Source organism: Ahrensia sp. 13_GOM-1096m (assembly GCF_000620605.1).
Lineage (GTDB): Bacteria > Pseudomonadota > Alphaproteobacteria > Rhizobiales > Rhizobiaceae > Ahrensia > Ahrensia kielensis.
Genome location: NZ_JIAX01000012.1, coordinates 209154 through 228994, shown reverse-complemented (window position 1 = coordinate 228994; position 19841 = coordinate 209154). Strand labels below are relative to the sequence as shown.

General features: G+C 49.5%; 18 protein-coding genes. 5 read left to right on the top strand and 13 right to left on the bottom strand.

The genetic code is table 11. From position 1 onward, the window contains the following. Positions 1 to 49: 49 nt before the first annotated feature. Positions 50 to 910 carry a DMT family transporter gene (locus tag N530_RS0110495; protein WP_026480666.1) on the bottom strand — a complete coding sequence of 287 codons (861 nt, stop codon included), beginning with the start codon at positions 908 to 910 and terminating at the stop codon, positions 50 to 52. Between the two features lie 135 nt (positions 911 to 1045). Here N530_RS0110495 and N530_RS0110490 point away from each other — a divergent pair, with 135 nt between their 5' ends. After that, positions 1046 to 2434, top strand: coding sequence for a PLP-dependent aminotransferase family protein (locus tag N530_RS0110490; protein WP_026480665.1), 1389 nt, complete (start codon positions 1046 to 1048; stop codon positions 2432 to 2434). Between the two features lie 10 nt (positions 2435 to 2444). On the opposite strand, the gene N530_RS17880 is transcribed toward N530_RS0110490, so the two are convergent. The 6 genes from N530_RS17880 to N530_RS0110460 form a co-directional block, all read right to left on the bottom strand. Next, positions 2445 to 3353, bottom strand: a complete 909-nt coding sequence (locus N530_RS17880; protein WP_051540891.1) for a carbohydrate kinase family protein — start codon at positions 3351 to 3353, stop codon at positions 2445 to 2447. Next, positions 3350 to 4405 (bottom strand): ABC transporter ATP-binding protein, encoded by a 1056-nt coding sequence (locus N530_RS0110480; RefSeq protein WP_026480664.1) that lies wholly within the window; start codon positions 4403 to 4405, stop codon positions 3350 to 3352. The genes N530_RS17880 and N530_RS0110480 overlap by 4 nt, the downstream gene beginning before the upstream one ends. Before the next feature lie 3 nt (positions 4406 to 4408). Continuing rightward, positions 4409 to 5893, bottom strand: a complete 1485-nt coding sequence (argH, locus tag N530_RS0110475; protein WP_026480663.1) for an argininosuccinate lyase — start codon at positions 5891 to 5893, stop codon at positions 4409 to 4411. Positions 5894 to 5947: 54 nt separating this feature from the next. Then, a complete protein-coding gene (locus tag N530_RS0110470) occupies positions 5948 to 6835 on the bottom strand; it encodes a carbohydrate ABC transporter permease (RefSeq protein WP_026480662.1) in 888 nt (295 codons plus the stop codon). Next, a complete protein-coding gene (locus N530_RS0110465; protein ID WP_026480661.1) occupies positions 6835 to 7728 on the bottom strand; it encodes a carbohydrate ABC transporter permease in 894 nt (297 codons plus the stop codon). Before N530_RS0110465 ends, N530_RS0110470 begins: the two co-directional genes overlap by 1 nt. A 75-nt stretch (positions 7729 to 7803) precedes the next feature. Next, on the bottom strand, positions 7804 to 9060 hold the full coding sequence (locus tag N530_RS0110460) for an extracellular solute-binding protein (RefSeq protein ID WP_026480660.1): 1257 nt from the start codon (positions 9058 to 9060) through the stop codon (positions 7804 to 7806). Between the two features lie 121 nt (positions 9061 to 9181). On the opposite strand from N530_RS0110460, the gene N530_RS0110455 reads away from it, so the two are divergent. From N530_RS0110455 to N530_RS17875, 3 genes are read left to right on the top strand one after another with little or no spacing between them, the layout of a single operon-like run. After that, entirely contained in the window at positions 9182 to 10336 is a 1155-nt protein-coding gene (locus N530_RS0110455; RefSeq protein WP_035266868.1) for an ROK family transcriptional regulator, read from the top strand. Positions 10337 to 10349: 13 nt separating this feature from the next. Beyond that, complete coding sequence (locus N530_RS0110450; protein WP_026480658.1) at positions 10350 to 12662, top strand: PIG-L family deacetylase; 2313 nt, start codon at positions 10350 to 10352, stop codon at positions 12660 to 12662. Continuing rightward, the gene (locus N530_RS17875) at positions 12646 to 13533 is read left to right on the top strand and encodes a DMT family transporter (RefSeq protein WP_051540890.1); all 888 of its coding nucleotides are present in this window, start codon (positions 12646 to 12648) and stop codon (positions 13531 to 13533) included. The genes N530_RS0110450 and N530_RS17875 overlap by 17 nt, the downstream gene beginning before the upstream one ends. Before the next feature lie 33 nt (positions 13534 to 13566). Here the strand turns inward: N530_RS17875 and maiA are convergent, their stop codons facing one another. From maiA to hmgA, 6 genes are read right to left on the bottom strand one after another with little or no spacing between them, the layout of a single operon-like run. Beyond that, positions 13567 to 14193 (bottom strand): maleylacetoacetate isomerase, encoded by a 627-nt coding sequence (maiA, locus tag N530_RS0110440; RefSeq protein WP_026480657.1) that lies wholly within the window; start codon positions 14191 to 14193, stop codon positions 13567 to 13569. Continuing rightward, the gene (locus N530_RS0110435) at positions 14190 to 14375 is read right to left on the bottom strand and encodes a DUF2783 domain-containing protein (RefSeq protein WP_026480656.1); all 186 of its coding nucleotides are present in this window, start codon (positions 14373 to 14375) and stop codon (positions 14190 to 14192) included. Before N530_RS0110435 ends, maiA begins: the two co-directional genes overlap by 4 nt. After that, entirely contained in the window at positions 14376 to 15986 is a 1611-nt protein-coding gene (locus N530_RS0110430) for an FAD-dependent oxidoreductase (RefSeq protein ID WP_026480655.1), read from the bottom strand. Positions 15987 to 15991: 5 nt separating this feature from the next. Further along, positions 15992 to 16942: an MBL fold metallo-hydrolase gene (locus N530_RS0110425; RefSeq protein ID WP_026480654.1), complete on the bottom strand. Its 951-nt coding sequence runs from the start codon at positions 16940 to 16942 to the stop codon at positions 15992 to 15994. Then, the gene (locus N530_RS0110420) at positions 16935 to 17948 is read right to left on the bottom strand and encodes a fumarylacetoacetate hydrolase family protein (RefSeq protein WP_026480653.1); all 1014 of its coding nucleotides are present in this window, start codon (positions 17946 to 17948) and stop codon (positions 16935 to 16937) included. Before N530_RS0110420 ends, N530_RS0110425 begins: the two co-directional genes overlap by 8 nt. Before the next feature lie 22 nt (positions 17949 to 17970). Continuing rightward, entirely contained in the window at positions 17971 to 19332 is a 1362-nt protein-coding gene (hmgA, locus tag N530_RS0110415; RefSeq protein ID WP_026480652.1) for a homogentisate 1,2-dioxygenase, read from the bottom strand. Positions 19333 to 19399: 67 nt separating this feature from the next. Here hmgA and N530_RS0110410 point away from each other — a divergent pair, with 67 nt between their 5' ends. Further along, positions 19400 to 19840, top strand: coding sequence for a MarR family winged helix-turn-helix transcriptional regulator (locus tag N530_RS0110410; protein ID WP_026480651.1), 441 nt, complete (start codon positions 19400 to 19402; stop codon positions 19838 to 19840). Position 19841 lies beyond the last annotated feature (1 nt).

Here is a 19841-nt window from a genome sequence, read left to right as displayed (position 1 = left end):
ATATCTTGCTAAAACGCGCTTTGCTCATTGATTTGAGCAGAGCGCGACTTCACACAAAGCGTTTTGCGCCTGCAACACAGCCAACCACCAGCACAGCGACGGCGATCATCGACAGGTCCACGGTTTCGCTCAGCAACATCGCTGATAAAAACAGTCCGAAAAATGGTTGCAGCAATTGCAATTGGCCAACACCTGCAATGCCGCCTAGCGCCAAGCCGCGATACCAAAAAACAAAGCCAATCATCATGCTGAACAGGGAAACATAGCCCAAGCCCATCCACGCGGGCACACTGATATTTTGCCATGTCACAGGCAGCGTTGCGGCCGCCATTACAAGCATAATGGGCAAAGATAAAACCAACGCCCACGATATGACCTGCCAGCCGCCAAGTCGCCGTGAAAGGCTGGCCCCTTCCGCATAACCAAGACCGCACACAATGATTGCCGCGGTCATAAACAAATCCCCTTTTAAAGAGCCAGCGCTGCCTTGTGAAAAAGCAAAACCGGCAACCAAAAAGCTCCCTGTGACGGAGAAAATCCAAAATGCAGGCTTGGGCCGTTCACCGCCGCGTATAACGCCAAAGATTGCAGTCGATAGCGGCAACAGCCCGATAAAGATAACCGAATGCGCCGATGTGACATGCTGCAACGCTATCGCCGTTAGCAATGGAAATCCAACAACAACGCCAATAGCCACAATCATCATAGAGCCAAGATCGCTGATTGTTGGGCGCTTCTGGCGCAGCAGCCAAAGCAATACTGCCCCCAACAACCCCGCAATCACTGCCCGTGCAGATGTTAAAAAAAACGGGTCGAATCCATCAACAGCCAAGCGTGTTGCAGGCAAAGAACCACTAAAAATAATAACGCCGAGCAACCCGCTGCCCCACCCTGCTGTCGATGATTGCATAATTTAACCCCTGATCTGAACGCTCAGCGCTAAACAAAAACCACTGGTGCAAACAGCTACAAAGCAATACAATTTTGTAAAACTGTATGGATACATAAACCAGCACAGCTGGCGATCAAGACAGGAGCAATACATATGACAGGCACACGCACGGGCGATGTTATGGCGGCGATCCGCAGCAGAATTGCTAGTCGTGCCCTCGCGCCCGACGAAAAGCTGCCCTCTATTCGCAGCTTTGCAAAACGCATGAATGTGTCACCTTCCACGGTGGTCGATGCCTATGATCGCTTGGCAGCAGAAGGCATTATTCGCTCGCGGCGCGGTTCAGGCTTTTATGTATGCAGCCCATTGGCACCGCTCGATCTGGCAACAATCGGCCCCAAGCTTGACCGTGAGATTGACCCCTTTTGGGTATCGCGCCAATCACTCGATGCTGAAACAAATATGCTGAAACCGGGCTGCGGATGGTTGCCGCCGGACTGGATGCCCAATGATGCAATTCGCAAAGCGATACGCAAACTCGCACGCGCGAGCGATGCTTTATTGTCTGAATATGGCAGCACACGCGGATCAAAAAACCTGCGACACTTTCTGGGCCGCCAGCTCTCTGATGAGGGCATAAATGCGCGGCCTGAACAGATCATGTTATCCATTTCAGGAACGCAGGCCATCGATTTAATTTGCCGCTTTTTGCTGCGTCCCGGCGATAGCGTCATCGTGGATGACCCTTGCTATTTTAATTTCCAAGCATTGCTCAAAGCCCATGAAGTTAACGTGGTGAGCGTTCCCTACACAGCATCAGGTCCCAATATGGAGCGCTTTGCGAAAGCGTTGAGCGCCCACAAGCCGCGTCTCTATATAACCAATTCTGCGCTGCATAATCCAACGGGTGCAACCATATCCCCGCAGACAGCGCATCAACTTTTAAGCCTTGCCGCAAAGCATGATCTAACGATTGTCGAAGATGATATTTTTTCAGCCTTTGAGCCTTCCGCCTCGCCGCGCCTTGCAAGCCTAGACGGCTTGGAGCGCGTCATCCGCATTGGCAGTTTTTCCAAAACTCTTTCTGCCTCCATTCGCTGCGGCTATATCGCGGCCAGAACCGATTGGATTGAAGCATTGATCGACTTGCAGGTTGCAACCAATTTCGGCGGGCCCAGCCCTTTAACGTCAGAAATGCTTTTCCACATTTTAAGCGATGGCAGTTATCGCAAGCACATGGAGGACGTGCGCCAAAAACTATCGAAGAAACGTCTGAGCGTTGCAAAAGAACTATCCGCATTGGGCATTGAGCCTTGGCTCATGCCGCGCGGTGGATTTTATCTTTGGTGCACTTTGCCAGCGGGCTTAGATTCGGCTCATATTGCCCGCGAAGCGCTGAAGCATAATTTGGTTTTAGCGCCGGGAAATGTGTTCAGCCCATCACAAACAATGGCGCACTATATGCGTTTTAATGTCAGCCAAATGTCAGATCCCAAAACGCTCACGGTGTTAAAAAATGTCATCGCATCGAGCAAAGATTAAACAATGAGATTTAATGCGCCGCACTTATATTGGCGCTGCCAAACTCGGCGCGCAATCGAGAAAGCCCGCCCGTACCACCAGCCTGTTGAACTGATGCGCTGCCGCAGCGATTACCATTTTCCAAGCACTCGCGCAGCGTCTTACCAAGCAACCAACTCGACAGGAAACCACCATTGAAAGCATCGCCAGCACCTGTCGCATCAACAACCGTTGTTTTAATAGCTGGTTCGGATACCCAAGTCCCCCTCTGCAAAGCGCGCGCACCTTCATTGCCGCATTTCACAACCGTGATTTTACTTGCACCTTCTCCAAGACCTGACTTTAGCAAATGCGCATATTCTGACTCATTAGGCAGAAAAACATCGACTTTCTCCAATAGGGGTTGAAGCGCACTGCCCTGCTCCAAAAGTGCATCATCCCACCCGCAATCAACAGAAATTGTCATGTCGTTTTTGCGGGCTTGATCAATCAGATCAGGATGCTCAATCAGGGTACGCAATTCACCAATATGGAGATGACGAAAAACACCATCAGGTATAGATATCTGCGGCAGCGCGGCACCCGTTTTGTGGCTTAAAAAGGCACGGTCCTCTTGGCCTGTGATCGCAACTGTGATTTGCGGTGAAGCCCCATATTCAGCAGCCTTGCAGTATGTTGTTGCAACACCGTTCTTTCTAATATCACGCAGCACAGTCGTGTCGAACGGGTTGGCGGGCAATGTTGCAAGAAGGTTTGTCTCCCAGCCCAAAGCATTGAGTGCAGCAGCCGTAATATATGCGCCGCCGCCTGCATGTAATGAAACACCATCGCAAAAAATTTCAGTGTTCATTTCAGGCATTTTTGGCACGCCTGTAAACACCAAATCACAATAAAGCCGCCCAGCGCACAATACTGCATTTGTAAGAACTTGAGAGGTCACTGTATCGCCATTCCCGTTTTAGCGTCAAACACATGAAGATTGGCCGGATTGGCGCAAAGAACGACCTCCTCACCTAATGCTGGCGGCGTGCGGCCAGAAGCTTTGGCGATAACTTCACCAGAGGGCGTATCAACATAAATCAATGTTTCGGGGCCAAGCGGCTCTCTCACTGTGACCTTGCCGCTAACGATAGGATCACCCTCAGCTACGCTCAAATCATCAGGGCGCACACCCACCAGAACATCGCGCTGAGTATCGCTATTCCATTTCGCTTTGATGCTGCCGCCTGCATCAAGCTTCAAACCTTTGTTGTTAAGTGCTCCGGGCAACATGTTCATAGAAGGCGCACCGATGAATTGCGCAACGAACGCATTGGCAGGTTTATGGTAGACCTCCTCTGGTGTTCCAACCTGTTGGATATGACCATCTTTCATAATGACGATGCGGTCTGCCATCGTCATCGCTTCCACCTGATCATGCGTTACAAAAATGATCGTATTACCGACCCGCTGGTGCAGTTTTTTAATCTCAAGCCGCATTTGAGTTCGCAGCTGCGCATCGAGGTTGGAGAGCGGCTCATCAAAAAGAAATACCGCCGGATCGCGCACCATCGCACGGCCAATGGCAACCCTTTGTCTTTGACCACCCGATAATGCGTTGGGTTTGCGATCAAGCAATGGCACCATATCAAGAATGCCTGCGACTTCTAAAATACGCGCTTCTTTATCTTGCTTAGATAGTTTCGAAGAGCGCAAGCCAAACGCGATATTCTTCTTAACGGACATATGTGGGTAAATCGCATAGTTCTGGAAAACCATCGCAATATCGCGCTCTTTTGGTTCCAGATTATTGACCGCTTTATCACCAATAATAACATCGCCGGATGTCACTTCCTCAAGCCCGGCAATCATACGCAGCGTCGTTGATTTACCACAACCGGACGGACCAACAAAAACGATAAACTCACCGTCTTCAACTTCAAGATTAATGCCATGAAGCACCTCGGTATTACCGAAAGCTTTCGTCAGGTTTCGCAGTGCGAGATTGGCCATGAGTTAAGACTCCAAAAGTGAATTAAAGGCCACATCAAGATAGCTCTGGGCCTTTGATTGGCGCGTTTTACGCATTGTACATTGATCAGAAATTTCACGCAGAGCGGACGTATAAGTGGCCAATGCGCTTGCAAGTGCTTCTGGCGCAGGACCACCTAATCGGTTGCGCACAGCAACAAAATTCTCAGCTGATGTAGCGAGCGCAAATTGAGCTTCATTCATTGTTAAATCGCGCCCAGTTTCTGCTTTAAATGCCGCGGCACAATCAGCAAACCCCTTACCCAGCGGTTTGCTAGCTGCAATCACAGCATGCGCCGTTGCCGCGGCGATTTCATGCGCTTGCCTGAAGGATAGTTTTTCTACGCGCACAAGCGTATCCGCCAGTTCGGTGATGGTGATGCACGCCGCATCCGTATTGCGTTTCACATTGTCGGCGTTGATTGAACAAGCTGGCAAAAAAGCAGTCAGCAGTTCAATCACACGGCCACCCGATGCAAAAGTTGCATAACCAGCCTGCTGCACTTCGCCTTCACTATCATTCATGTCTGTGAAAGGCGTATTGTGCATTGTGTTGACCATCATATCGCAGCGGCCAACTGTTACCGATGCCAGATGGCGCATATGTTCAATCGGCACAGGATTGCGCTTTTGCGGCATGATAGAACTGATCTGAACAAGCGAATTGGGCACATAAAGCTGGCCTACTTCAAAGCTCGACCAAACGCCCATATCTTGAATAACGCGCCCCATATGCAGAAACACCAGCTTCATCGCCGAGTAAAGTCCGGTGATATAATCAACCGAAGCAATACAGCCATAAGAATTGACAAGCGGGCTTTCAAATCCAAGCAGATCAGCCATTTGAGTGCGATCAATCGGAAAGCCCGATGTGGTAATCGCGGCCGCGCCCATCGGGCAATGTTCCAAATTATCCGCCGCCGCATTAAGTCGCTCCATATCGCGGATCAAAACTTCAATCACCGCGCCAAGATAATGACCAAATGTTGTTGGCTGTGCTGGCTGTCCATGTGTGTACGCAACAATCAGCGTATCGGCTTCAGCTTCAGCCTTTTTAATCAATGCGGCAATCAGCGTTTCCATCTGATCAAGCAAATGGGCCACACGGCTTCGCAGCGCAAGCTTGAACAAAGTATGATCCATATCATTGCGCGAACGTGCTGTGTGTAACATGCCACCAAGATCGCCAAGCTTGCTGCGCAATGCCGCTTCAACCACGAAGAAATAATCTTCATATTCGCCGGTATATTGCAGCGCGGCGATATCGGTTTCTTGCTCAATTTCATTTAAAGCACGCGCAATTTTTCTAACCTGCTCATCGTTGAGTATTTCGGTTTTAGAAAGCATGACCAAATGCGCTTTATTGATCGCTGCCATGTGCTGCGCATAGTGCTGCTTAACCCCTTCGAAAAGCGGCGCAAGCACCGTTTTCTTATAGGTAGGGTCAGGAAATGTTGTTGTGTCTTTCATATTATCCTCTGATGATTTTGCAGCAAATGATTGGGAAGATGCTCTTTGGAAAAATCATCCTTTCAATCCCGCCATAACCACGCCGCGAATAATGAAGCGTTGGAAAATCAAGAATACAATCAATGTTGGAATTGTACTGATCGCTGCACCGGTCATGATCAGCTCCCAAGCAACATCAACCTCGTCGCCAAAGCCCGATAGCCCTACCGGAATGGTGTACATATCAACTGAGTTGGTAACGATGAGTGGCCACAGAAAAGCAGTCCAGTTGCCAAGGAAAACGAAAATAGCGAGCGCTGCCAAAGCTGGTTTAACAAGCGGCATTGCCACCGTCCACCAGATTTGGAATTCGTTCAGTCCGTCAATTCGCGCAGCTTCAATAAAATCATCCGGCACGCTTTCAAAGAATTGCTTCATTAAGAAAGTACCAAAAGCTGTCATCAAACCAGGGAACATAATGCCCCAATAGCTATCCAGCCAACCAAATGATTGTGACATGAGATACCAAGGAATAACCAGCATTTCGGTCGGTATCATCAGCGTCGAAAGAATCGCTATAAACACCAGCTGACGTCCCGGAAAACGGAATTTACACAAAGTGTAACCAACGAGACTGTCAAACAGCAGGTTACAGATCGTCGTGACTACCGCAATGATGAGCGAGTTAACGAACCACCAATAAAAACGCCCATCTTCAAGAACGTAGAGATAGTTCTCTAAAGTTGGTTCTTCTGGAATCAAATTAACGTTATAGACTTCGTGCGGCCACTTTAGTGACGTCGAGATCATGTAAACAATTGGCATGATCATTATGATGCCGCCAATAAACAGCAGCAGCCAACGAATGATCTGGCCTAAGTTTTTAGGCTTACCTTTTGGTGCAGCCAACGCTGCATCGGCTGTTGGGCGAATGCCTGCCGGAACATCAGGAGCTATAGTCATTATTCACTCCTCAAAAGGCGTAATTGCAACAATGAAACAATGAGAAGGATCATGAAAAGAACAACCGTTTGCGCCGATGCATACCCCATATTGAAGCCATTAAATGCAGTGTCATAAATCATCAAAACAAGTGGTTTGGTCGAGTTCAGCGGACCGCCGGGATTGTTGGTTGTCATGTTGAACACATGGTCAAAGATACGCAGAAAGCCGATCGACGAAAACACAACGATAAAAACCATTGTCGGCTTTAATAGCGGCAAAGTAATTTGTGTAAGAACAGTCCACCAGCCAACACCGTCAATTTTGGCCGCCTCATAATAACTGGTTGGAATGGCGCGCAAGCCAGCCATAAATATAATGACCTGAAAACCAAGCCCGGCCCAAATAGCAGGTGCAAGAACTGCAGGCAGCGCATTGGTGGTGGAGTTCAAAAATGAAATCTGCGCAATACCCACACTGGCAAGAAGATTGTTAAACAGGCCAATTGGCACATCTTGATAAAACCAGCGCCACACCCATGCCATTGCCACAGCAGAAGTCATGAACGGCAAGAAGTAAAGCATGCGCAAAAACCCATGCATGAATCGTAATTTGTCCAAGTGATAGGCAATGATAAAGCTAAGGATAAGCGAGACAGGTGTGCCGATAAGCAAATAGGCGAATGTGTTTTTAAACACTTTCCAGAAAACCGGATCGTTCCACAATTTGACGTAATTATCCAATCCCGTCCAGCTACGCGAACCAAGCAGGTTCCACTCCTGAAACGAAATCAAAAATGCCGTCGCCGTGGGGTAGAAACGAATAAGACCATAAAACAGAACTGGCAATGCAAGGAACGTCCAAGCCCACACGATCTGTTTTTGTTTTATGGTAAGGTTTCGATAAAATGTCATCCGGTATCACCCGCCATGCTTAGAGTTTGTCACCCCTGACTGTGCGGGGTGACAGATACTGTGGTCGCAGTGAAATTACTTGTTGTAATATTCGTCGAGGATTTTCTGTTCTTCTTCTGCTGCAACAGCAATTGCATCCGCAGCGCTTTGACCCTCGATATCCATACGTGAAACCATATCCATCAACGCCTGACGCTGAGCAGATTCATTCACAAATATCGTTGTGTGCGCATATTCAAGCCCACGAATAAATGGCCCGAAGATTTCATTATTCGCATTATCATCGGTCATACCAACAGATGGTTTTGCTGGCAGCTCGCCCACTGTATCAAGCCAGATCTGCATCGCTTCATCAGAAGTAATGTAGGACATAAACTTAACCGCAGCGTCGTACTTCTCGCCTTCGGCTTTCGATGTAATTGCATTCACCCAATAGGAAGAATAGTTAGACTTCACACCATCAGGACCAGCTGGAAGTTCGGCCACGCCCCATTTCAGACCGCGTGTTTCTTCAAGCGCACCAATACGAAATGAACCATCAATATGCATACCAGCACGGCCAGCTTTAAACGCTGCTTGAGGTTCGTCCATAAAGCCGAATGATGTTACTTTGTCTTCCTTTGCCAAACCAACATAGTAGTCGAGCGCCTTTTGGCCTGCTTCATTGTTGTAATTGACGGTCTTGTAATCATCCTTGTAAGGATCGCCGCCCATTTGGCGCACCAACACTTCGCGGAACCAATGATGATCCTGCGCATTCATGCCCGCTGTGATACCAACTTGCGTGATATTGCCAGCACCATCAAATTTTGTGAGTTTTTTGGCTGTCTCGACAAGCTCTTCCAAATTTGTAGGCGGGCTTTCAACACCAGCTTCATCAAACAGACGCTTATTGTAGAACAGCGCCAAGCTGCGAACAGCAGTTGGCAGCGCCCAATAATTCTCGCCCTCTTTCATCGCCTGCACCATCGGGAAGAAATCTTTGTCAATTTGCTCAACAGGAAAGTCAGAAGCAGGCAATGGCTGAATTAGCTTGGCATCTTTGTAATCATTGAGCCAACCATAGAACAATTGAACAACATCCGGCCCTTCACCTGCTGGAATAGCAGCCGCAACCTTGGTGCGATAATCGGCGTAAGGGAAATGAGTCATTTTAACAGTGATGTCAGGATTTTCAGCTTCAAACCCCTCAATTAACTGCTCCATCGCGGCAACACGTGCATCAAAGAAATATTGCCAATACTCAATCTCAACAGCTTGCGCTGAACTGGAAAACAAAGCGGCCGTACTTGTTAGTGTGGCCAGAGCCAAAGCTTGAATCTTACGTTTCATCAGTCATTCCCTCCAATGGATAGTCCGGTTTTTACCGCACTTATTTATGACAATTATAAACTTCACTTTCTTATTAACTCAAATGACTTGAGTTATCAAGTGAGTTGAGTTAATTGAAGTCATGACCTTAATACCTTTGATCTCAGGCACTAATGCAGAACGTTCGCGCGTGTCGAACAGACAGGCGGTATTAGGGCGAATCCGTTCCGCCGGCCTCATGGGCAGAGCAGAAGTTGCCCGTACACTTGGCTTATCTACGCAAGCCGTCAGCAACATTATTGCCGACTTACAAAGCGATGGTCTTTTGGTAGAAGCAGGCACCCGCTCACAAGGGCGCGGACTGCCCGCGCTACAATATGGCATCAATGCAGAAGGCGCATACGCACTTGGTGTCGAGATTCGCCCCGATGCCATTTTCACAGCGCTTGTTGATTTGCACGGCAATGCAGTCGTAAATCTAAGACGGACATTGAAAAGCAACGAACCTGACTATTTGGTCGCGACAGTGCTCAAGCTCCGCGCTCAAATGCTTGAGAAAACAAACATTGAAACCGACAAGCTTTTGGGCGCTGGTATTGTGATACCCGGCCCCTTTGGTCAGACAGGCGTATCGGGCTTGGGGTCGGACCTAACTGGTTGGCAATATTTAGATGCGCACATGCTTTTTGAAAGCGCGTTAGAGCTACCGGTTGAACTTAGCAATGACGCGAACGCCGCCGCCATGTCTGAACAAATTGCAATGGGGCTGAATAATTTTGCTTATCTGTATTTTGGCGCTGGTCTTGGATTAGGCTTGATTAATCATGGCCAGCTTGTCAAAGGCGCGTTTGGCAATGCAGGCGAAATTGGTCACGTAAAAGTCATGACACCCAATGGGCTTATGCCTCTGGAAAGCCAACTCAGCCGTGTCGCCTTTCAAAAACACATGATGTCAAAAACACCTATCGATATCACAGCAATTGAAGAATTATTCTCCCAAGGCGATCCAAAAATGATGCAATGGCTTGATGCTGGTTCAAGCGTCTTGTCTCAAGCATTGGCATTGATCGAAAATCTATTTGATCCGCAAACCGTTATTTTAGGCGGCGCTATGCCAGCGCCTGTATTGCAACATTTGATAGCGCAAACCGTGCTGCCTGATCTGTCCGTTTCTAATCGTGACGACAACCCGCACCCCAGATTACAAATTGGCACTTGCGGCCGTATGACAGCAACTTTGGGTGCCGCATCGCTCATTCTTAACCGCGTTTTCACGCCAAACGCCACATCGCTTTGACCGAGGAAATCTCATGCCATTGACCGACCAAGCCCGTATTGCCCGCGAACAATTGCAGCCGCGCATCGTCGAACTGTGGCGCGCGTTAACGCCATTAAAAACAATTGTTTCCTTCATGAACACCGGCGCACATCCCGATGATGAAATATCCGAGATGCTCGCCGCATTCCGCTTCCGTGATGGCATCGACATTAGCTATGCATGCTCCACGCGCGGCGAAGGCGGCCAAAATGATATCGGCACAGAGGCAACCGAAGCGCTTGGCGTTCTGCGTACCGCTGAAATGGAACGCGCCTGTGATGTACTGGGGCTACGCATGTATTGGCTCTCCACATCGCCCACGGATGCGATCTTTGATTTCGGATTTTCCAAATCCGGCATTGAGACAATGGGGAAATGGGGGCGCGATAGAACACTAGCGCGCTTCGTTGATATTCTACGTGCCGAAAAGCCAGATATTATCTGTCCAACATTTTTAGATATTTCTGGTCAACATGGCCACCACCGCGCCATGACTGAAGCTGCTCACCTGGTCATGACCTTGGCTGCTGACCCTAATTATAAAGGCAGCGATCTCGCACCTTGGCAGGTAAAAAAGCTCTATCTGCCAGCATGGTCAGGCGCAGGCCAAGCCTATGACGACGACGTGCCGCCGCCGCCCGCAACACTAACGATTGAAGCCAAAGGCAGCGATCCTATTACGGGTTGGTCATATGCTCATATCGGACAACAAAGCCGCGCTTTCCATCGCACACAAGCAATGGGAAAATGGGTGCCTGCGGGTGAAGAGCGTGATTGGCCTTTGCATTTGGTTGAAAGCCATGTCGATGGACCAGATGATACGTTATTTGCCGGTTTGCCTTATGATTTAAAAGCGTTGGGTTTACCGCAAGTGCAGGATCATATGGATGCTGCCCGCGCTGCATTTCCTGATTTTGACACTGTTTTAAAACATGCCTCCGCAGCACTGACAGCGCTTGAAAACGTATCTGTTTCAGATGAGTTCTCGCATAAAATTGAACGTAAGCGAGAACAACTGGCCCACGTCATACGTATTGCAGCTGGAACGCAGCTCATCGTCCGAACCGCCAAAAGCAACTTGCGCACCAATGACGAAACAGCACTTACTGTCGAACTGCGCAAAGGCACAGCAGATAGAGTTGAAACCGCGTTTAGCCTACCGCAAGGCTGGACGGCCACAAACGATAGCATTGCACTTAAAGGCGCACCGCTTACGGATCCTTATCCGCCAGTCTATTTACCAGGTGAGCCTGACGCCCCATGCGCATTGCTGACACTTGAAACACACGGCGTTAAAAGCCAAACCCGCATAGCTTTTGAGGTCACACCGATTATTTTGCCTGACCAGGCAGCTGATATTGCCCCGCTTGGTGAAGTGGTAAACCGGCAGACAAAACGCCGATCAATACGCCTTCATGTGAGCAATATTTCGCCCACCGGCAGTAAACCAACACTTCAAACACCCGATGGTTGGAGCGCGGCATCCAGCGAGACAGGCTTTGATTTAAAACTGCCCGATGACATCGCTGCTGGCTGCCACACAATTGCATTAAGCTTAAACGGCAACCCTTCGCAAACCGTACGTATGATCAATTATGATCATATTGAGCCGCGCGCTTTGGCCCGTCCTGCACAAATGCAGGTTCAAGTCATTGATACCATACTGCCTGATGTAAAAATCGGCTATATTGGCGGTGGCAATGACCGTGTGGATTATTGGCTAGAACGCATGGGTGCGGATGTGACCGCAATCAACGATCAGGATTTACAGTCCGATGCGCAACTAGCGCAGTTTGATACCATTGTGATTGGCATATTCGCAATGAAATTCCGTAATGGTTTAGCAGAGCAAATGCCGCGCCTGCACAAATGGACGCAAGCAGGCGGCACATTGCTCACGCTGTATCATCGCCCTTGGGACAATTGGGACAAAAACAATACGGCACCAGAAATGCTTGAAATTGGTCAACCCTCCCTCAGGTGGCGTGTGACAGATGAAAAAGCTTCGATCAAACATTTAAGCGATCACGCACTTTTAACATCGCCCAACAAGATCACGGCCGAGGACTGGCAGGGTTGGCACAAAGAACGTGGCCTTTACTTCGCCAAAGCATGGTCAGATGCCTATCGCCCGATTTTGGAAATGAATGATCCTGATGAAGCGCCGCATCAAGGCGCGTTGCTAACCGCTGATATAGGCAAAGGACGACACACGCATTGCGCGTTGATCTTACACCATCAAATGGAAAAACTTGTTCCCGGTGCCTTTCGCTTAATGGCCAACTTACTTGCAAAACGTAATTAAAACACCGCCACGAAACCTATCCGGCGGCGCATGGTTACTGGCGGATATGTCGCTTAACATTTGGGCATTGACCATTGTTAAAGCCTTGGGGCTTGGCTATCCGGCAGTACAAATTGTGTTTCTGCGCGCCTGTGTCGGCTTGCTGCTCATGTTGCCTTGGGCGTGGCAAGCGCGTCATTCTTTTTCAAACATAGACCGCTGGCACCTGCATGGTTTGCGCGTTTTATTTTCAACATTAGCACTCACAACAAGCTTCTTTGCAATTTCACGCCTGCCCTTTGCGTTGGTCACGGCCATCAGTTTCACACGGCCAATCATCACGATGATTATGGCGGTCTTTTTCCTGAAAGAAGTTGTTGCAGGGCGCCGCTGGATAGCTGCCATTATCGCCTTTATCGGCGTTTTAATTGCCGTAGAACCCGGCACCCTGCCCTTCACATGGGGATTGCCAGCAATGTTTTTAACGGTGCTGTTTGGTACATCTGCCATTATCTTAACCCGCAAACTCGCTGGCACACCTACCGTGGTGATGATGGTATTTTATACCGCCGGATTAACGCTTCTTACGGCACCTCTGGCCGCATATTTTTGGACACCTATTGTAACAGAAAATTTGCTACCGTTACTTGCTATCGGCGCTTTTTCGCAATGTGCTCAATTTTGTTTTTTGCAAGCACATAGCAGAGCTGAGGCAGGTTTCTTGGCAATACTTGGCTATCTAAGCCTTCTCCTGACAACCGCCATTGGCTATTTTGTCTTTGATGAAATACCGAGCGTCACATTTGCCATAGGCGCAGTCTTGATCGTCGCATCGGCGCTATGGACAACGCTGTCACGGCCAAGACCATCGGAAACCAGAACTCGCGTTTAAATTAGCCTTACTCAATGCACCTTGGCTTTGATATTAAGCAGGCTTACACTGATCGGGGTGGGCTGCTTGAAACGCTGGAATTTCACCAAGCCGTGCAGCAATATCAATGATGCGCGGACAGTTCGAATAATCAGCGCCCCAGCGCTGCGCATTATAGAGCTGCGGCATCAGGCAAATATCCGCAAGACCGACCGCCGACCCCGTGCAATATGCGGCTTGCTCAAACGCACCCAATTGCACTTCAAAAGCAGCAAGGCCGGGCTCAATAAAGCGTTTCATCCAGTCGCTACGCGCAGGCTCTTCGCCCTTGGTTGCATAGCCAACAACCGACAGATTGCACACGGGATGAATATCGACGGCAATCGCATGGGCTAATGCCAAAGCTTTGGCGCGCTGAGCAGGTTCCTTCGGCAGCAGTTCCAAATTTCGCGTTTCATTCAGATAGTCTAAAATCGCCAGCGACTGCGTGAACGACTGTCCATCAATTTCTAACACGGGCACAAGCCCTTGCGGGTGGCGCGCTAAGTGTTCCGGCGATTTATGATCTTTTTTGAGCAAATCAACATTGACGCTCTCATAGGCAATGCCAGCCATATTGAGCGCGATGCGTACACGGTAGCTCGCCGATGAACGCCAATAGTCATAAAGAACAACACTCATTTCGCCGCCTCCAATGCAGCGGCTAAAACAGCGCGGTCACCAATATGATTGGCAAGAATAAGCAGCAAACGCGCATTGAACGCATCGCTTTCTTGCTTAGACAATGTGCTGTGAGCCGCAATCAATTCATCGTAAAAACCATCGGGATCAGCAATGTTCGGCTCTAGATTAAGTTCACGCATCTAATGTCTCCCACAAGCATGGTTGAGCGCCGCTTTCACTTTTGCTGCGTCATAGGCGGGCCAACGCGCACATATATGCTGATCCGGCCGGATCAGATAAATTGCTGATTTTTGATCGCCGAGATACCGCGCAGCAAGCGCATCATGAGGGCGATCAATCATGATGATGTTTGCAGCAATACCATCAACCTCAAGCGAATCTGGCGCAGACGTGTTGATTGCCAAAAGAGTAAAATCCCCCTTCAGCAGGTCAAGCAAATAGCCTTCGCCATGCGGCGCATCAGGGCACGATGCTCCCACACGGGTTAGGTGCGGTCCGCCGAGCTCATCATCGGCATTTAAGCTCAAACCATCATAGACGCATGGCACGGACAACCGGCCAGAATTGACCATCGTGCGTGCAAAACCATATTTGCCAGCAAGGTTTAAAACTGCATTGCGGAAAATCTTACTCATGTCGGATTTTGGCGTTAGAAAATCCGTTGCCCGCGTCGAGTTGAGAATGTTCTCATCCGCACCATGTTCGCGCTCTTCGCCATAGCTATCAAGCAGCGATTGCGGTGCTAAACCCTTGACCACGAGATCAAGTTTCCACGCCAAATTGTCCGCATCTTGCACACCGGAATTAGCACCGCGCGCACCGAACGGCGAAACCTGATGCGCGCTGTCACCAGCAAACAAAACAGGTCCATGGCAAAACTTTTCCATACGGCGACATTGGAACGTATAAATACTTGTCCATTCCAATTCATACTGGGCATTCGGTCCAAGCATCGCATCCACGCGCGCACGAATTTTTGCGGGCTCTAATTCTACCTTGCGGTCAATGTCCCAGCCAAGCTGAAAATCGATACGCCAAATATCGTCTGGCTGTTTGTGCAGCAGTGCCGATTGGCCTGCGCCCTCAAAAGATGGTTCAAACCAGAACCAGCGTTCAGGCGGAAAATCCGCCTTCATTTTAACATCAGCAATCAGAAAATTATCTTCAAATACACGGCCCTCAAACGATAAGCCCAGCATTTCGCGCACAGGTGAGCGTGCACCGTCGCAGGCAATCAGCCAGTCCGCTTCGAGTTCGTAAGGACCGTCAGGCGTATCAACCCGCAGGCGCACAAAACCGCCCTTGTCCTCAACGCTCACCACTTCATTGCAACCGCGAATTTCAATCGGTGCGCCTGCCGCCTGTTCTTTGCGAATTTGCTCAACGGCAAACTTCTCAAAAAAAGGTTGCTGCAAATTGATAAAGGCAGGTGCCTTGTAACCTGCTTCCGGCGATAGGTTAAACTCAAACACTTTGTCAGCGCCGTAAAACACTTTGCCAACTTCCCAGCGCACACCTTTTTCGCGCAGCACATCGCCAAAGCCCAAACGGTCCGCAATCTCCAGCGTGCGCCGCGCAAAACAAATCGCGCGGCTGCCAAGCCCAACACCGTCATGGTCATCCAGCACTAAAACCGGTGTCCCGCGCTGGCATAAGTCAAGCGCCAATGTCATGCCGATAGGGCCGCCGCCAACAATGACAACCGGATGGCGCACGACATGCTTACTGTCCTGCGCCGCCACCTTTTCATATGGATAAAGCTTGAAGGCTGTCTGATAGCGGCTTGCCATTACCCCTACCCTTGAAGCGCTTCCCACATTTCCAGATCGCGCTGCGCGGTCCAGATCCGTGGATGTTCGATACCGCGCGCTTCATCATAAGCACGTGCCACATTGAACGGCAGGCAATGCTCGTAAATCGCGTAATCCTTGAACTTCGGATCACAAGAAGCACGCACGGCATCCCATGCATCTTTAAGCGAACCGCCACGCGCAGCAATGCGCTCAACGGGCGCATAAGTGCTATCAACAAAATCGCGTGTGCTTTCGATTGCGCGCTCAACAGCTTGCTTGCCAACCAATGCGCCGCCGCGCCCCGGTGCAATCGCATCAACATCAAACGCCGCAATATTATCCAGCGTGTGGCCCCATTCATGGAAATGGCCATCACCGCAATAACATGCAGAGTGATCTTCCACGATATCGCCCGTAAACATGACGTTTTCATCAGCCACATGAATAACAATGTCGCCTGCCGTATGCGCACGGCCAAGATGCATCAAATCAACACGGCGGTTGCCGAGATACACCGTCATATTATCGCTGAACGTCGTTGTCGGATAAGTCAGGCCCGGAATACTTTCATGGCCTTCAAACAGACGCGGAAAACGCTGGAACTCAGAATCCCAATCTTCCTGACCACGCTCAACAACCATACCGCGCGCAGCTTCACCCATTATAATCTGGTCAGCGCCGTAAGCAGAAGCACCCAGAACACGCACCGCATGATAATGCGTAAGCACCACATGGCTGATCGGTTTATCAGTGATAGAGCGCACCTTTTCGATCACCTTATTGGCAAGGCGCGGGGTTGCCTGCGCCTCGATAATCATCACGCTATCATCGCCAATAATCACGCCGGAATTCGGATCACCTTCAGCGGTAAACGCCCAAAGGTCTTTGCCGATTTCATCAAAGGTGATCTTCTTTTCGCTCATGTCGCCTTGAGAGGCGAATGCCTTAGCCATTATATTTTTCCACTGTCTGTTCAATTGCACCAAAGATGGATTTGCCATCTTGGTCTTTCATTTCAATGCGCACCTTGTCACCAAATTTCATGAATTCAGTTGAAGGCTTGCCATTGTTGATCGTTTCGATCATGCGGATTTCTGCGATACAGGAATAGCCTGCCCCGCCTTCTGAAATCGCTTTGCCCGGCTCTCCATCCAATTTATTGGATACTGTGCCAGAGCCGATAATTGCACCAGCGCCAAGCGCCCGTGTTTTAGCAGCATGAGCAACCAGCGTGCCAAAATCGAACGTCATATCGACACCCGCATTCGCACGGCCAAAAGCTTTGCCATTATAATCAACACAGAGCGGCAAATGTAGTTTGCCGTCTTTCCAAGCATCGCCCAGCGTGTCTGGCGTCACTGCCACAGGCGAAAATGCCGATGAAGGTTTTGAATGGAAAAAGCCAAAGCCTTTACCAAGTTCAGCTGGAATAAGGCCGCGCAGCGACACATCATTAACCAGCATCACCAAGCGAATAGCGCTAAGCGCTCCTTCGCGTGTTGCACCCATTGGCACATCATCCACAACAACGGCAACTTCGCCTTCCATATCGATGCCGTAAGCTTCATCAGCCATGACAATCGGTGCACGCGGCGAAAGAAAAGTATCCGAACCACCCTGATACATGAGCGGATCAGTCCAGAAGCTTTCTGGCATTTCCGCATTGCGCGCTTTGCGCACCAGTTCCACATGGTTCACATAGGCAGAGCCATCAGCCCATTGATAAGCACGCGGCAAAGGCGACAACGCCTCGCTTTCATGAAAACGCTGAACCGGCTCTGCGCCAACGCCCAACATTTCAGCCACACGCTCAAGACGCGGCGCAACACTTGCCCAATTGTCGAGCGCTGCCTGCATGGTCGGCGCAATATGGCCCACCGCCGTACATTGTGTCAGATCATTGGAAACTACCACCAGCACACCGTCGCGTGTGCCATTATTGAGCGTTGCTAATTTCATGTATTTATCCCTTTATGCGGCGTTATTTTACGCCTGGTGAGCCATCAAACTTCTTCTCTAGGTCGCCCCAGCAGTCGATATAATCATCCTGCAACGGCGCTTCGCTCGCTGCAAACGTTGTCAGATGTTGAGGAAAGCGCGTTTCGAACATAAATGACATAGTGTTTTCGAGTTTAACTGCTTTTAAGTCGGCATTTGATGCGCCTTCAAAGGCATTGCGGTCCGGCCCATGGGGCAACATCATATTATGCAGGCTCATGCCGCCGGGCACAAAGCCTTGCGGTTTGGCATCATATTGGCCGTAAATATTGCCCATAAGCTCAGACATGACGTTCTTATGATACCACGGCGGACGGAATGTGTTTTCTGCCACCATCCAGCGCTCGCGGAACAGAACAAAATCAATATTCGCCGTTCCCTCAACACCGCTTGGTGCTGTCAGCACTGTAAAAATCGACGGATCAGGATGATCGAACAAAATTGCACCGACAGGGCAATAGGTTTTCAAATCATATTTTACCGGCGCATAATTGCCATGCCATGCAACAACATCAAGCGGGCTATGTCCGATCTTGGTCTGATGGAATTGCCCGCACCATTTTACAGTGACAGTGCTCGGCACTTCCTTGTCTTCATAAGCTGCTATCGGTGTTTTAAAATCACGGCGGTTCGCCATGCAATTTGCACCAATCGGACCACGGCTTGGCAGGTCGAATTTCTGGCCATAATTCTCGCACACAAAGCCGCGCGCCGGACCGTCAATCAATTCAACACGGTAAACCAAACCACGTGGAATGATCGCAATTTCTTGCGGCTCCAAATCAATCACACCAAGCTCAGTGCAAAAGCGTAATTTGCCTTCTTGCGGTACGATCAACAGTTCACTATCGGCTGAATAAAAATACGCATCCTGCATGGACTCAGTCACAAGGTATATATGGCTAGCCATACCAACCTGCGTGTTCACATCGCCGGCCGTTGTCATCGTGCGCATACCGCTCAGCCAATCAAGCTTCTCAGATGAATGCGGCACAGCATCCCAGCGATATTGGCCTAGGCTTACAACATTAGGATCAACATGCGGCGCGCTTTTCCAATAGGGTAGATCGATTTTCTCAAACCGGTGCGTGTGCTTGACCGATGGGCGAATACGGTAGCACCATGTGCGCTCGTTCTGATGGCTTGGCGCAGTAAAAGCCGTGCCGGACAATTGCTCGCCATAAAGACCATAATTACATTTTTGCGGACTGTTCATGCCTTGCGGCAAAGCGCCGGGCAAAGCCTCTGTCTCAAAATCATTACCAAAACCGGGCATATAACCGGCATGTGGATCAATATGCTCTGCGCTATCTTTGAGCGCATCGGCAGATGTTTGCTTGTTCATGATTGTCTCTCCATGAAAACGAGCGTATTAGTTGAAAATGTAACTAACAACAGTTTCAGTAGATAAAATGACAAAAGATGACACGTTTTATTCAACCGAATTTTTGCCTTATCTGCTCAATCAGGCAGCCGAGGCTGCAAGCCTTGGGTTTCGGCAATATTATAAAGAGCGTTACGGGATGCTGCGCACAGAATGGCGCGTGCTATTTCACTTAGGTCAATTCGGGGACATGACCGCCAAAGACATTTGCACCCGCGCTAATATTCATAAAACAAAGATCAGCCGTGCAGTCGCAGCGCTTGAACAAAAACGCTTTATCGCCCGCCGGACGATGGAAACTGACCGCAGGCTTGAGGAGTTGTTTTTAACAAAGTCAGGAAAGCAGGTTTTGGAAGATTTGCAACGCCGCGCCAAGGCATTTGACCGTTCATTGATGGAACGGCTTGGAGAGGAGGACGCCAGATCACTAAAACGCAATCTGGCGATACTCGCTGGTTTTAAGAGCTGAT